Consider the following 13480-nt stretch of genomic DNA (forward strand, 5'->3'; position numbering starts at 1 on the left):
TGTCGCTGTGCATGTCCAGGCAGATTTGGGCAGAAGGAGAACGAAAGCTGTCCGCCGCTGACGGCGCGTGCTGGTATTTGACTAACTATTCTGACTAGACGCTTATGGAGCAGTCTGTCCATAATAAAAGCAAAGAGCGCCAGGGAGAGGGGAGAACGTCATGCGATCCGTTGGTTATTGCGCACTAGGAGCACTGCTTGTTTGCGGGAGTTTGCTGTCCTTGCCCTTCTCTTCGCAACAGGCATATGCGAATCAGGTTCAGACAGATGCAGAGCTGTTGTACAGCCATGTAGAGCGCTTGGCGAAAGCAGCGAGACCGCCTGCGACCGAGTCGGAGTTCGCAGCAGGGGTATACGTGGAGAATCTGTGGCGCGCCTATGGCTATGAGACAGAACTCCAGCCTTTTTATTACCATACATACAAACGCCCAACGGTCTTGTCGCTTGCGATCGACGACTGGAAGCGCAGCTGGGCGATCAAAGGATTGACTTTTGCCCAGAACGGGACGGCAACAGCGGACATAGTCGATGTCGGCTACGGACGCGCCAATGATTTTGCCAATGGAGCGGCGAGAGGGAAAATCGCGCTGATCAAGCGGGGAGAAATTCCGTTTGGCGAAAAGGTCAGACAGGCAGCGGCAGCAGGAGTGGTAGCGGCGATCATCTGGAACGATCGCGAGGGGGAGTGGAAGGCGACACTGGGCGAGCCGCTGGACATGTCCGTTCCGGTCATCGGCTTGTCACAGGCGGACGGCAGCCTGCTGCAAGAGCGTTTGCGGGATCAGCAGCCGCTGCGCGCAACCGTGAAGGTAGACGGAAGCCAGACGAGCAGACATACGTCCTATAATTTCATCGCGACGAACAAAACGACAGCTGCAAACACGGAGCGGCAGGTACTCCTCCTGGCGAATCATGACTCGACCGCATCGTCCGCAGGAGCCAATGACAACGCATCCGGCGTAGCCGTCTTGCTTGAAGTGGCGCGCCAACTGGCCGAGAGCCGCTTGGATGCGCAGGTGAAGCTGGTCAGTTTGGGAGCGGAGACAGCCGGGGAACGGGGCGGACAGGCATTTTTTGATTCACTTGCGGCAAAAGACAAGGCGAAGATCGTGGCTGCCATATATGTGGATGCAGTGGGCAGGGACGGTCAACTGACCGCAGTGCCTGCACAATCGACCTCCACACAGACAGGCAGCGTGTTCACGCAAGCCGGAGTGCAAGCAAGCGCATTGGAGCAAGTGGGCGCGAGTCAGCGAAAAGAGCTGCAATTGCTTGCCGGGACAGGGATTCCGGCGGTCTTGCTTACACGTCTGCCAGCGCAGGAGGAAGCGAAGGACGGGCTTGTCCAGATTCAAAAAGAGCAGCTTGCGCAAGCGGCGAAAGTCATTTCATCTGTGGTCGGCAGCCTGACCGACTCTACTGCTCCTGCCGAACCGCGTCAGTCCGTGCAAACGGGCAGACAGCAGGAAGCGGGAGAAGATCTTCAATAGGCTTGGTTGAGGCTTGGTTGCGAGCGCATCGTAAAAACGAAGGCAAACGCAGGGCGTCCAGGAAAAGACACGGGGCGCCTTTTGTGTGCAGACGATTCTCGCCATCGCCCTCGCAAAAACTCCCGGCAAACTTTTTTCGATCAGCGGGGGATTTTGCGAATTTGTCGAAAAATGTGGAATAACAAGTCATAGCCACCCATTGGAAAAAAGTTTATAATTTTTAAGAATCCTAAAAAATTTCGTCCATTGTATATTGTTGCAGTTACATATTTCTGAAAATTATATTCAATCCAATCCATGCTAGTTACGATGATCCATCCTACACAGCAAATATTCAGCAAAGAACAGCGGAGGTTGTGATGATACCAATAGGCTCAAGTCATTTCGCCCTTTCCTTAACTCTCATCATCGGTTGGATTCCACTCAGTGTCTTTTTGCTCTACCTGTACCCCAATAAAATCAATGTGTGGTCGTTCTGCTTGTTGAACCTGCTGTATGCGCTTATGCTTGTACTCCAGTTCTATCGCATGTACAGCCAGATGAGGGAAAAGGATAGCCGGAAGCAGGAAGAAATCACGCGAATGAGAATCGAGCTGGATGAGACGAAGGAGCTGCTTGATGCCTTGCTGCAACAAACTCCAGACGCTGTTTCGATCGTGGGTCGGGACGGGAAATTCATTCATGTGAACAAGGCGTCAGTCGAACAATTCGGCTACAGCGCGTCTGATTTGCTGGGCAATGCCATTCCTTGCGTGCCGCAGGAGCATATCGCAGAAATGGAGCGGTGCCACAGCGAAGTGCTGAACGGGAAGTCCATCGTCGGCTACGAGACGGTTCGCGTCCATCAAAGCGGCTCGCTGATGCACGTATCGCTGTCATACGGCCCTGTTTTGGACAAAGCAGGGAAGGTCAAAGGGATCATTTGTTGCTCCCGTGACATAACAGAGCGAAAGCGGATGGAGCAGGCTCTGCAAGACAGCCAGGCTCATTTCCGTCTGATCACCGAAAACATGACCGAAATGATATACCTCGTAAAGCGGGATGGGACGGTTGCGTATGTCTCTCACGCGCACACGACATTTTTGGGGTACTCCAGCGAGGACATGATCGGGATGGGGCTAGCCGTCATCGACAAGATCATTCATCCGGAAGACCAAAAAAAGGTCAGCGATCTGTTCCGGCTGAGCTGGCGAAAGGAAGAAGAGGCGAGCGGGATTTATCGGCTGCGGCATAGCCAGGGGCACTGGGTCAACGTCGAGTCGCGCTTCAAGCCGATCAGCAACAGCGATGGAGTGGTGGACAGCATGTTGATCGTCTCGCGTGATGTGTCCGAGATTACGAAAACGAAAGAGCTGTTGCGCCAATCGGACAAGCTGTCTGCGATCGGTCAGCTGGCGGCGGGAATCGCGCATGAAATTCGCAATCCGCTGACATCGCTGCGCGGGTTCATCCAGCTGTTGAATGCTTCCATAACAGGCGTGCAACGCAACTACTGCCAAATCATGCTGTCCGAGCTGGACCGGATCAATCTGATTGTCAGCGAGCTGCTGGTGTTGGCGAAGCCGCAAGCGGTGAGCTTTCAGCAAAAAGACTTGTCGGTGATGATCCACAACGTCCTGTCCCTTTTGGAAAGCCAGGCGAACTTAAAAAATATCCAGATGTACGCTTCGACTGAAAAAGCGATGCCGCCAATCGCTTGCGAAGAAAACCAGATCAAGCAAGTGCTGCTCAACATTTGCAAAAATGCGATGGAAGCGCTCCCCGATGGCGGCGAGATCTACGTTCAGAGTCGGCGGATCAGTGAGGAGCACATTCAGGTCAGCATCCAGGACAACGGCTGCGGGATTGATCCGGAGCGAATCCCGCGCCTGGGAGAGCCTTTTTATACGACGAAAGAAAACGGAACGGGCCTCGGCCTGATGGTCAGCCAGCGCATTTTGGAGGATCACGGCGGAAGTCTACAGATCGAAAGCGAAAAGGGCAAGGGAACGACGGTGAACATTTTGCTTCCCGTATGTGTGCCAAGCGCCCATCAGGTCTGACGTTTCCAAATAAACCAGCCAATCAAAAACAAGCCGCAGTAAGTAGCTCCGCTTGCCACGACAGAGACGCTCCAGGGCAAAAAAAGCGGCAGCAGGGCGAACACCCCGACCAAAAGCAGCATCACGAACAGAAGCGGTGGCATTTGCAGCTGATGGCGCAGGGTCACAGGCAAGGCGAGTGAGTGCAGGAGCAAGGCGGAAAGCACGCCACCCTGAATCAGGACCAAAATCGCGAAAAGCCAGTTGCCAGCGGGCAGCAATCGGGACGATATCAATTGCACAGGCGAGAGTGAAGTATGAATATCATGCCAGTGAGACAGGAAAATCGCTTGACCGAGCAGCAAAAATAACAAGGTGATCCCCGTTCCGATGCCGACGCCCAGACGAACGGCATTCGGCTGATCGGTTCGTCCCGCTACGGGCAGCAAGACGACAAGCGCAAGCAAGAGATGCAGCGCGAGGAAAAAAACGGCGTGAATCACCCAGCTTCCGTTCATTTGGTAGCCGAGGCCAGGGATAGGGACATGGGGTTGGCGGAGGAAAAGCAGGGCGAAAAACAGCAGACCTGCGCCTAAACAAATGCCTGACCCCGTTACAATCCATTGCCAACGCTTGAAGAGGAAGCTGATCGTCACGATGAGAGACAATAAGACGAACCAGACAGACGACAGCCCTGGGATGAGCTGGGCCGACTGCTGACCGAGCATGACACCCACGTATGCCAGCAAAAAAAGATGGGTAATCATCGACAGGCTGGAAGCAAAAGCTTCTCCGAATAAGAACAGGTACAGCTCATAGAGCGAACCGACTTGATGGCGATGGCAATAATTCAGCAGCTGGAGGCAGATCCACCCGATTCCAATGCCTGCGAGGGCGATGCCGACCGTGCCCCAGGAGCCAAAATAGGTAAAGAAACGGAGCCACTCATAACCGCCCAGATAGTGTCCTCCCAGCGCGGACCCTGCAAACAGAATGGCGATTTGCCAAGCGACTTTGTCCATAGGCATCATCCTTATTCCCAACTTGCTACATGTGTATGTCCAAGCAAGGCTTGTTCAGAACCGGGAATATTAAACATACTTATTCATTTACAAAGTATGACGATGTGGATTATAATGAAAAATAAACCAGTTAAGCAGATTGCATGAGGTGACTCCAAGATGAAAATTGTAGGAATAGCGGGAAGCATGAATAGCAACAACTCGACAACGAAGCAAGCGGTAGCGATTGTTCTCGATGCAGCGAAGGCTGCAGGTGCTGATATTGAAATGATTCATCTGGCAGACTGGAGCTTGCCGATTTACGACGACCGGGAAGACGCGACGACTTATCCGGAAATCGTCCATCGTTTCGTACAAAAAATTTCCGAGGCGGATGGACTTGTGATCGGTTCGCCTGAATACCACGGCACGATTACCGGAGCATTGAAAAATGCGATCGACTTTTTGGAAGGGCGCCATCTGCGCGATAAGCAAGTGGCTCTCATCGGTGTTGCCGGGGGCAGCATGGGAGCGACGAACACGGTCAATACGCTCCAGTTGATCATGCGCAATTTGCATGCGTGGCCGTTGCCAGCAAGTCCGAGCATTCCGAGCGCTTACAATGCGTTTACGCCAGAGGGCAAACTGAAAGATGAACGGTTGCAAGCCCGGATGGAAGCGCTCGGACAGCAACTGGTGCAATTTGTCCAAATGATGAACCGCGAAACAGAAAAACAGCCACAATAGACAGGTTTCTCTTGCTAATCGTTCTCATTTAAAGGTATTATATTTCTACGTGCCTTTTTTGGCCGGAAGAAATATGGTTTGAAATGAGGGGTTCACATGCCGACGCCGAGTATGGAAGACTATTTGGAACGTATTTACAGCTTAATTGAAGAAAAGGGCTATGCTCGTGTCTCCGATATTGCTGAAGCGTTGGAAGTACATCCCTCTTCGGTCACGAAAATGGTTCAGAAGCTGGACAAAGACAAATATCTCGTTTATGAAAAATACCGTGGCCTTGTGTTGACGCCAAAAGGGAAAAAGATCGGGAAGCGTTTGGTGGATCGCCACAGCCTGCTGGAAGAGTTCATGCGGGTCATCGGCGTTGACGAAGAACATATTTATCAAGATGTCGAGGGAATCGAACATCATTTGAGCTGGGAATCGATTACATGTTTGGAATATCTTGTTCAATATTTTCAACAAGAACCGAGCCGGATGGAGGATCTCCGTCGCATCCGGTTGGAAGATGAGCAAAAAGAAGAATAAGTCTCCGAGCGCGCAGGCTGACATGGCTTGCGCTTTTCTTTTTTGGTGAAAATGACGTTTTTTAATCGTATGGGAAAAGCTGTCGCCTTATATTTTAGTGAAGGGGGGCGACAGGGTGAAAGCGGACGCGGTTTTTGAAGGCGGTGGTGTGAAGGGAATCGCTTTTATCGGAGCCTTGCGGGTCATGGAGGAAAACGGCTATACGTGGGAAAAGCTGGCGGGCACTTCGGCAGGCTCGATCGTAGCCGCTCTGCTCAGCGCAGGGTATACGAGCCATGAGCTGAAGCCGATTTTTGACGAGCTGGACTATCTGCACTTTTTGCATCGGGCGGGGATTGGCAGACTGCCGCTCATCGGGCCGATCCACGAACTGATCGTGCGGGAAGGCGTCTATCGCGCAGACAGAATGGAGCTGTTCATTGAAGACTTGCTAAGGCGCAAAAATGTGCGTACATTTGGCGATTTGGCTCCGGGCAGGCTGAAAATCGTCGCTTCTGACGTGACCTCGGGGAAAATGACGGTGCTGCCTGACGACCTTACTCGCTACGGGATTGACCCGGACAGCTTTTCTGTGGCAAGAGCAGTCCGCATGTCTTCGTCGATTCCTTTTTTCTTTCAGCCTGCCCAACTGAAAAGCGGCAACGACACCCACTATATTGTCGACGGAGCTTTGCTGAGCAATTATCCGATCTGGCTGTTTGACGTCCCCGGGATACCGCAATGGCCGACCATCGGCTTTCGGCTTTCCGACGATCAGAGCAAGCGGGAGACGAAAAAAATTACCGGGCTGTTTTCGTTTTCGCGCGGCTTGCTTGCCACGATGCTCGACGCCCATGACAGGCTTTACGTCGAAAAAGCACAGGCGGTACGGACCGTTTTCATTCATACGCTCGGCGTTCGGACGACACAGTTTCAGCTTTCCAAGGAAATGCGGGAGAAGCTGTACGCGTCCGGGGAAGCCGCAGCCCAACAGTTTTTGCAACGCTGGGACTTCGAAGAATATGTCAAAGTATTCCGCATTTCCTCTCCCAAGCATCTGGTGTAGCGAAGAGGAGCAAAACGAAAAAACAGGTTGCCAGCAGCGGCGACCTGTTTTTCTTTTAATGGGACATATTGTTTGGCGAGTTCTCGTTCTGCTTTTCTTTTGTTTTGCCTTTGTTGCCATCGATCACGCGGAACGGGTGATCTTTTCTGGAGGCCGTCGGTTGCTTTTTGTGCGCTTGTCGCATCACCGGAGGTTTTGGTTTCACCTTTTGTTGCTTTGGCTTGCCAGGTCCAGGACTTTTCGAAAAAAAGGAGCCCGTGCGCAAATAGTTGCGTACGATCAAAAACAGCGCCACAGACAATCCCAAGATGATCAGCGTATTGATCGGATCACTGATGAGCGTCAATAAAAATCCGTAAATGGCGAGCAGCACAATAATCAAAATCACGGGTGGTATGCGACGTAACATAGGCCTCACCTCAATGGGAATAAGAATGCCTCACGTTATCCGGTCGTAGCCATTTTCCCTTGAACATGCTGAAGGTCCAGCTCCCGCATCTTCTGGAAAGAAGCGATGGCTACTTCGACCTGGCTGTCATCCGGTTCACGCGTTGTGATTTTTTGCAGCCAGAGACCTGGATAGCCAAGGTAGCGTAACACAGGAGTATCACGGAGCTTGTTTGTCCATTGCAAGACTTCATAGGAGACCCCGATGACCAGCGGCAACAGGACGATCCGCTGCACAACACGCTCGGTCAAGGAGTCGTAGCTGAACAGGGAGTAGATCACAACGCCGACAAACACGGTGAAAATGAGAAAACTGCTACCGCAACGATAATGCAAGGTGGAAAATTTTTGCACATTGGCTACTGTTAATTCTACCCCGGCTTCGAAGGCGTTAATCACTTTATGCTCCGCTCCGTGATATTGAAAGAGTCTTTTGATCAGGGGAGCCTTCGCGATGGCAGTGATGTAGCCGAGCAGCAAAATGATTTTGAAGCCGCCTTCCGCCAAAGTTTGGGGCACCCCATCCGGCACCCATTTTCCCAGGAGAAAATCGGCGAGAAATACGGGAACGAGGGTAAACACAAATTTACCGAACAAGAAAGAGAGTACACCGACCAGGGCGACCCCCAGAATCATCGTCAGCTTGGAAGGACCTTCACTGACTTCTTCGCCGGATTCCATGTTGAACCGCTCCGAGGCGAAGTTCAGATGTTTGGCCCCGTTGGCGCTGGCTTCGATCAGGCCGACCAGCCCGCGAATGAACGGAATTTTTTTCAGTGGGGTAATCCATTTATATTCCGTACGCGGTGCTTCAAAATACTCAATTTCATGATTTTTTTTGCGAACAGCTGTTACAGTCATCGATTTGCCGCCGAACATAACACCTTCGATGACGGCCTGACCGCCGTAGCTGGGTACGTTTTGTTGAGCCACACTATCACCTTCCTTACCCTCCATTTTAACGGAAAGCGAGCCTTGAAGCTACAAGGAGTTCATGCTGTGCCAAGAAATGTAAACAGTTAGTGAAAAACATGGGAACAGCACATACTATCTGTGAGGTGATAGGTATGGTAGCAGGCAAAGCCACGCGAAGAAACAAAGAGCTGTTGGGCAAGCCGAGAGAGCGGGGAACGGCGGAGCGAAAGGCGGCTTCCGTCAGCAAAATCGTCGAGCTTGCTTTTTGGGGCACGATTTTGTGGGGGGTGATCCGCATGCTCGCCCACTTTTTGAATTTGACTCCGTACGGACTGGGTGCTTTTGCCCGGCCTTTGCTCAGCGGATACGAGGAGAATAGCCTGATGGGCAACTCCTTGGGAGCGATTGTTCTGTTCGTGGAGACGATCCTGGCAAGCTTTTTGTTCTCCCTCTTGTTCGGCCAGATGCGGGCATGGTGGATCGGCCTGCTCTACGGTGCGATTTTGCTTGCGATTGCAGGATTCTTCTTTCGCATCGGGAATTGGGAAGTAGGCACGCTTAGTACAGAAGGAGCCTGGTACTTGTCCTATGGATTGTTCATTGGCATGACGCTTGTCCTGGAACAATCCGACGAAGAGCAGTGGGGCGGCAAAGACAAAGAGCGATAGGGGACCGGGTTGTCCCCTCTGCATCTGCCGTTTGCAAGATTCGAAATGTTGGCCGATTTTTGTCGCCTACTGTTGTACAAGGAGAGGCTTGTGGTAAAATGTTTCATTAGTAAAAAAACTTTTTGCGAAAACAGACGGGGAGGGAAGACAATGGCTTCCGTTTTGCTTTTGAATGGCCCCAATCTCAACTTGCTGGGAACGAGGGAGCCTGACGTATACGGAAGGGAAACGCTGGAAGATCTCGTCGCGAAGCTGACTTCTGTCATGGATGAGCTGGGGGGCAAGCTTGAACATTTCCAGTCCAATCACGAGGGCGCTCTGATCGACGCGATTCATCAGGCGAGAGGCGTGCACGACGGCATTTTGATCAATCCCGGCGCTTTCACGCACTACAGCTATGCGATCCGCGATGCTCTGGCAGGCGTGGCAATCCCGACCATTGAAATACATATTTCCAACATTCATACGCGCGAGGAATTTCGTCACCATTCCGTGATTGCACCCGTTACGATTGGGCAAGTAGTCGGTTTGGGCATGGACGGATACGAATGGGCGCTGCGGGCGCTCGTCCGCAAAATCGAGAACAAATAACGGTTTGGCAAAGCGAAAGGGGAACTGGTTGTCATGAAACAACGTTTGGACAAATTGCGTGAAGCGCTCTCCCAAGTAGGGGCGAATGCTTTCATCACGGAAAAATCGGAAAATCGCTTTTATCTGAGCGGTTTCACTGGCTCTACCGGCTGGGTGATCGTCACGGAAACCGAAGCCTTTTTGGTTACGGATTTCCGCTATGTCGAACAGGCAGAGGAGCAGGCACCTGATTTCACTGTCGTCAACAACGAGCGAAAAGCGGTCGAAGCGATTGGCAAGCTGCTACAGGAAAAAGGCATCAAGCGTCTCGCTTTTGAAAGCAGCGTTTCCTTTGGTACATATCAGGAGTGGAGCAAAGGCTTTGCCGGGGTAGAGCTGGTTCCAACGAGCGGACTGCTGGAAAAAATTCGCATGTTCAAAGAAGAGTCGGAAATGGTCATCATCCGTGAAGCAGTGGGAATTGCGGAGGCGGCTTTTGCACATATTCAAGGATATATCCGTCCTGGCGTACGCGAAGTAGACGTTGCTTTGGAATTGGAATATTTCATGCGCAAACAAGGGGCGACAGGGTCTGCGTTCGACATGATCGTTGCATCCGGCGTGCGCGGAGCATTGCCGCATGGACGAGCTTCGGAAAAAGTGATCGAGGCCGGAGAAATGGTTACGCTCGACTTCGGTGCAGCGTACAAAGGCTACAACTCCGACATTACCCGCACGCTTGCTGTCGGCGAACCTAGCGCCAAAATGAAAGAGATTTACGATATCGTCTTGCGCGCACAACTGGCCGGACTGGAAGCCCTGAAACCGGGAGTGACAGCAAAGGCAGCAGACGCCGCTACGCGTGACCTGATTGCAGCGGCTGGTTATGGCGATGCCTACGGACACAGCGCGGGTCACGGTCTGGGCATCGAGGTGCACGAACTGCCGGGCTTGTCTACCGTGAGCACCTTCGTTCTGGAGCCGGGCATGCTTGTCACGATGGAACCGGGCATTTATGTGACGGGACTCGGCGGAGTGCGAATCGAGGACGACGTTCTGATCACGGCGGATGGGCATGAGAACCTCAACAAGTCTACGAAAGAGTTGCTCATTTTGCCCGTGTAATTTATACTAATCTACGTTATTGATTGATTTGGGAGGACAACGATGATCTCTGTAAACGACTTTCGGACCGGTTTGACGATCGAAGTGGACGGCAACATTTACACCGTGCTTGAGTTCCAACACGTAAAACCAGGAAAAGGTGCGGCTTTCGTACGCTCCAAACTGCGCAACCTGCGCAATGGCAACACGACAGAAATGACTTTCCGCGGCGGCGAAAAAGTAAACCCTGCCCGCATCGAATCCAGCACCATGCAGTATCTGTATGCGAGCGGTGACGATTACACTTTCATGAACACCGAAACGTATGAGCAATTGACGTTCACTCGCAAACAAATCGAGCGCGAGCTGCGTTTTCTGAAGGAAAACATGAACGTGCAAATCATGCAGTACAACGGTGAAACAATCGGAATCCAACTGCCAAACACAGTTGAGCTGGTTGTTACTGAATGTGAGCCAGGCGTTAAAGGCGATACCGCTTCCAACGTTACGAAAAAAGCAACGCTGGAAACTGGCTTCGTGGTAAACGTTCCTCTCTTCGTAGAAGAAGGCGAGCGTTTGATCATCGATACGCGTTCGGAAGCTTACGTTTCCCGCGCGTAACTTGCAAGATCGTCATGGAAAAAGCTGTGCCCTCCCGGGTGCAGCTTTTTTTAGTTGCGCATGAGTCTCGGCGTTGCCACAAAAAAAATCCCGCTTTTCCGAAAGCGAAAAGGGGATTTCAGCGGTCTGCTGTTTTTTGGCCTTGCTGCTCAGTGGGGCCAGCGCCCTCCGAACCACTCCCACAGCTTTAACACAAAGGCAGTAATCCCGGCAGCCATCAGCGGGCCGACGGGGATGCCGCGGAAAAACACAATACCAATGATCGACCCGATCACCAGTCCGACGATCATATGCGGCTCAGCCCGGAGCAAATCCAGTCCCTTGCCGTTCATCCACGTCGCAATCGCGCCGCCAGCCAGCGCTGTAAGGCCCACGACCGTAGTGAACAGCGGCGTGACGTCTTTCCACGATATTTTCTCACTGGCAAACGGCACCAGTACGGATATCGTCAAAAAAAGCAGGCCAAGCTCCAGACCTCGGCGTTCGACCGTGGGGAAAAAGCGTTCCAAGGCCGTCAGCTTCAGCACCAAAAGAATGCTGGCCGCCGTCGCGATTATCGGTGAACGGCCAATCAGTCCTATGACGATCAGGATGACGAGCATCACTTCTCCAGACATCATCATTGGCATCAAAACCCCTGTCCCTGTTCTCCTTTCACTCTATGAGACAAGGTGTGGGAGTATGCGTTTGTCCTTGACGTAGGGCACGAGCGTGTAGCGGTCAACCTGTGCGCAAAAACGCAAGTCGTCGGCAAAATGGTGCGAAACGAGGCGCTTGCCCGTGGTAGTTTGCAGCATTTGTTCGCCAAGCTTATCTGCATAGTATAAATAGCTTGCTTTCAACGCTTCGCCGAGATCGCAAATCTGCAGGTGGGCCAAAGCTTTTTGCGCCTGGACGATCATCAGTCCTGCCGCGAGTCCATCTTCCAGGGCAAATTCGGAACGCGTCCCTGCGCAGTAAAGTGTCACGTCGAGATGATACGTGAGCGCGTGGCGAATGCAGGCCGTCGCGTTCAAAAAGCAGCCGACGAGCAGCGCGGAGGCTCGCTCCGCCTTCTGAATGGCGCGAGTGCCGTTCGTCGTCGTGAGGATCAGTCGTTTGCCCGGATTTTTGGCCGCGGAGATTTCCGTCGGGGAGTTGTTGCAATCAAAGTCGGGTATTTTGCGGCAATGTCGCTCGCCAGCCAGGATGCAGTCAGCGGCTCTGAGCGAGTTCGCTTGCCCGATCGTTTCAACGGGAACGACGCAGACAAAGCCGTTGCCCAGCGCGGTGACAATCGTACTGGATGCGCGCAAAACATCGATCACAATCACAACATGATTGCTGATTTGGTCAAAGCGAATTTCCTCGACCGTGGGCACGACCTCTATTCGCACGGGGCAGACCTCCCTTCCGCAAGCATCAGGGCGGTGTCTCCGCGAAGTCCGCGGCGGAGCGTCTCGACCGACAAGACGTCCGTGCAGGCGATGTTGCCGAGATTGACATCGACACCGAGAGACTGAATCAGGCACACTTGCTGGTCTTTTTGCGGCGCTTCCCAAACGAGCCGCTCCGCGTTTGCTTTGGCGGCACGGACGACATCCAGAATGAATGACTGTTCGATCTTGCCGTTTCCGTCAAAGACGCCGACCGTTCCGCTTTCGCGTGCTTCGACGATGACGTGGCTGGCGCCTGCCTGCAAGTCAAAGGCGAGTGTCTCCAAAAGCTCGTTGCGCTCGGCGCGATAGCCTGCCGACTTTTTTCCTACCTCCGTATACACGACAAGCCCTGCGTCCACGGCCCGTTCAATCGCTTCTCTGCGCTGCTCAAACGATAGCGGGAACGTCCCGTCTGAAATCTCAACCGCTGAAAATCCGAGCGAACGGATTTGTTGCATGTACGCCTTGATCGTGCTCTGCTGAATGGCAATCTCAAAAAAAGTTCCGCCTGGCATGATGTGCAAGCCCAAGGCGGTTGCCCTGGAAAGCTTTTGCTGCAACACGTTCGGCGGATACAGGGCCGTTGTGCCAAAGCCGAGTTTGTATATATCGATATAAGGAGAAGCCAGTTCCAGCAGATCGCAGTAAGCGGTCAGCCCCAGCCCTTTGTCAATTACCATGGTCAACCCCTTTTGGCGGGGCTTCGCTCGCTTGTGCCCGAACGGATTCGCCCAGCTCGCGGGCATAAACGGATGCTCACAGTCTACCATGCAAGTTCCTCATTTCTTCTAGGCGTATGGTTCAGTGTATGCCCACCGTGGAGGAGGAGTGAAGAAGAAAGGCAGTAGGCGATTGCCCACACGAGTGCTGAAACGAACGGGTACAGGCATAGAGTGAACGGAGGGGAGG

At 52.7% G+C, this 13480-nt stretch carries 15 protein-coding genes; 9 read left to right on the forward strand and 6 right to left on the reverse strand.

The window, feature by feature from the left end:
* Positions 1-160: 160 nt before the first annotated feature.
* A complete protein-coding gene (locus M2298_RS04920) occupies positions 161-1489 on the forward strand; it encodes a M28 family peptidase (RefSeq protein WP_280648288.1) in 1329 nt (442 codons plus the stop codon).
* A gap of 359 nt (positions 1490-1848) precedes the next feature.
* Complete coding sequence (locus M2298_RS04925) at positions 1849-3531, forward strand: PAS domain-containing sensor histidine kinase (RefSeq protein WP_280648289.1); 1683 nt, start codon at positions 1849-1851, stop codon at positions 3529-3531.
* Here M2298_RS04925 and M2298_RS04930 read toward each other — a convergent pair.
* A complete protein-coding gene (locus M2298_RS04930; protein ID WP_280648290.1) occupies positions 3522-4532 on the reverse strand; it encodes a hypothetical protein in 1011 nt (336 codons plus the stop codon). The two genes, M2298_RS04925 and M2298_RS04930, sit on opposite strands and share 10 nt — an antisense overlap.
* 159 nt (positions 4533-4691) lie before the next feature.
* On the opposite strand from M2298_RS04930, the gene M2298_RS04935 reads away from it, so the two are divergent.
* The 3 genes from M2298_RS04935 to M2298_RS04945 all read left to right on the forward strand — a co-directional run bounded on the left by M2298_RS04935 (position 4692) and on the right by M2298_RS04945 (position 6828).
* A complete protein-coding gene (locus tag M2298_RS04935; protein WP_122965819.1) occupies positions 4692-5258 on the forward strand; it encodes an NADPH-dependent FMN reductase in 567 nt (188 codons plus the stop codon).
* A gap of 96 nt (positions 5259-5354) precedes the next feature.
* The gene (gene mntR / locus M2298_RS04940) at positions 5355-5783 is read left to right on the forward strand and encodes a transcriptional regulator MntR (RefSeq protein WP_063226809.1); all 429 of its coding nucleotides are present in this window, start codon (positions 5355-5357) and stop codon (positions 5781-5783) included.
* Between the two features lie 115 nt (positions 5784-5898).
* Positions 5899-6828: a patatin-like phospholipase family protein gene (locus M2298_RS04945; protein WP_173595762.1), complete on the forward strand. Its 930-nt coding sequence runs from the start codon at positions 5899-5901 to the stop codon at positions 6826-6828.
* A gap of 55 nt (positions 6829-6883) precedes the next feature.
* On the opposite strand, the gene M2298_RS04950 is transcribed toward M2298_RS04945, so the two are convergent.
* On the reverse strand, positions 6884-7237 hold the full coding sequence (locus M2298_RS04950) for a hypothetical protein (protein ID WP_063226811.1): 354 nt from the start codon (positions 7235-7237) through the stop codon (positions 6884-6886).
* Between the two features lie 35 nt (positions 7238-7272).
* Positions 7273-8208 carry a DUF1385 domain-containing protein gene (locus M2298_RS04955; protein ID WP_167470360.1) on the reverse strand — a complete coding sequence of 312 codons (936 nt, stop codon included), beginning with the start codon at positions 8206-8208 and terminating at the stop codon, positions 7273-7275.
* A 134-nt stretch (positions 8209-8342) separates the two neighbouring features.
* Between M2298_RS04955 and M2298_RS04960 the strand changes: the two genes are divergently transcribed.
* The 4 genes from M2298_RS04960 (at position 8343) to efp (ending at position 11153) form a co-directional block, all read left to right on the forward strand.
* Positions 8343-8858, forward strand: a complete 516-nt coding sequence (locus tag M2298_RS04960) for a YqhR family membrane protein (RefSeq protein ID WP_122965823.1) — start codon at positions 8343-8345, stop codon at positions 8856-8858.
* A gap of 150 nt (positions 8859-9008) precedes the next feature.
* Positions 9009-9449, forward strand: coding sequence for a type II 3-dehydroquinate dehydratase (aroQ, locus tag M2298_RS04965; RefSeq protein WP_122965824.1), 441 nt, complete (start codon positions 9009-9011; stop codon positions 9447-9449).
* Positions 9450-9482: 33 nt separating this feature from the next.
* The gene (locus M2298_RS04970; protein ID WP_122965825.1) at positions 9483-10553 is read left to right on the forward strand and encodes a M24 family metallopeptidase; all 1071 of its coding nucleotides are present in this window, start codon (positions 9483-9485) and stop codon (positions 10551-10553) included.
* Positions 10554-10595: 42 nt separating this feature from the next.
* Positions 10596-11153 carry an elongation factor P gene (gene efp, locus M2298_RS04975; protein WP_122965826.1) on the forward strand — a complete coding sequence of 186 codons (558 nt, stop codon included), beginning with the start codon at positions 10596-10598 and terminating at the stop codon, positions 11151-11153.
* Positions 11154-11302: 149 nt separating this feature from the next.
* On the opposite strand, the gene M2298_RS04980 is transcribed toward efp, so the two are convergent.
* Genes M2298_RS04980 through comA form a run of 3 tightly spaced genes read right to left on the reverse strand, consistent with a single transcriptional unit; the run spans position 11303 to position 13341 of the window.
* Positions 11303-11773: a DUF441 domain-containing protein gene (locus M2298_RS04980; RefSeq protein ID WP_063227107.1), complete on the reverse strand. Its 471-nt coding sequence runs from the start codon at positions 11771-11773 to the stop codon at positions 11303-11305.
* A 39-nt stretch (positions 11774-11812) separates the two neighbouring features.
* Positions 11813-12529 carry a 2-phosphosulfolactate phosphatase gene (locus tag M2298_RS04985; protein ID WP_122965827.1) on the reverse strand — a complete coding sequence of 239 codons (717 nt, stop codon included), beginning with the start codon at positions 12527-12529 and terminating at the stop codon, positions 11813-11815.
* Complete coding sequence (gene comA / locus M2298_RS04990) at positions 12520-13341, reverse strand: phosphosulfolactate synthase (protein WP_122965828.1); 822 nt, start codon at positions 13339-13341, stop codon at positions 12520-12522. The genes M2298_RS04985 and comA overlap by 10 nt, the downstream gene beginning before the upstream one ends.
* Positions 13342-13480 lie beyond the last annotated feature (139 nt).

It is taken from the genome of Brevibacillus sp. 1238, from assembly GCF_029892995.1.
In the GTDB taxonomy this organism is placed as follows: domain Bacteria; phylum Bacillota; class Bacilli; order Brevibacillales; family Brevibacillaceae; genus Brevibacillus; species Brevibacillus parabrevis.

Bases quoted from the DNA above. Each gene is read 5' to 3' on its own strand.
- M2298_RS04970 (WP_122965825.1), top strand. From the start codon at position 9,483: ATGAAACAACGTTTGGACAAATTGCGTGAAGCGCTCTCCCAAGTAGGG.
- M2298_RS04925 (WP_280648289.1), top strand. From the start codon at position 1,849: ATGATACCAATAGGCTCAAGTCATTTCGCCCTTTCCTTAACTCTCATC.
- M2298_RS04935 (WP_122965819.1), top strand. From the start codon at position 4,692: ATGAAAATTGTAGGAATAGCGGGAAGCATGAATAGCAACAACTCGACA.
- M2298_RS04950 (WP_063226811.1), bottom strand. From the start codon at position 7,237: ATGTTACGTCGCATACCACCCGTGATTTTGATTATTGTGCTGCTCGCC.
- mntR (WP_063226809.1), top strand. From the start codon at position 5,355: ATGCCGACGCCGAGTATGGAAGACTATTTGGAACGTATTTACAGCTTA.
- comA (WP_122965828.1), bottom strand. From the start codon at position 13,341: ATGGTAGACTGTGAGCATCCGTTTATGCCCGCGAGCTGGGCGAATCCG.
- M2298_RS04960 (WP_122965823.1), top strand. From the start codon at position 8,343: ATGGTAGCAGGCAAAGCCACGCGAAGAAACAAAGAGCTGTTGGGCAAG.
- efp (WP_122965826.1), top strand. From the start codon at position 10,596: ATGATCTCTGTAAACGACTTTCGGACCGGTTTGACGATCGAAGTGGAC.
- M2298_RS04920 (WP_280648288.1), top strand. From the start codon at position 161: ATGCGATCCGTTGGTTATTGCGCACTAGGAGCACTGCTTGTTTGCGGG.
- aroQ (WP_122965824.1), top strand. From the start codon at position 9,009: ATGGCTTCCGTTTTGCTTTTGAATGGCCCCAATCTCAACTTGCTGGGA.
- M2298_RS04930 (WP_280648290.1), bottom strand. From the start codon at position 4,532: ATGGACAAAGTCGCTTGGCAAATCGCCATTCTGTTTGCAGGGTCCGCG.
- M2298_RS04980 (WP_063227107.1), bottom strand. From the start codon at position 11,773: ATGATGTCTGGAGAAGTGATGCTCGTCATCCTGATCGTCATAGGACTG.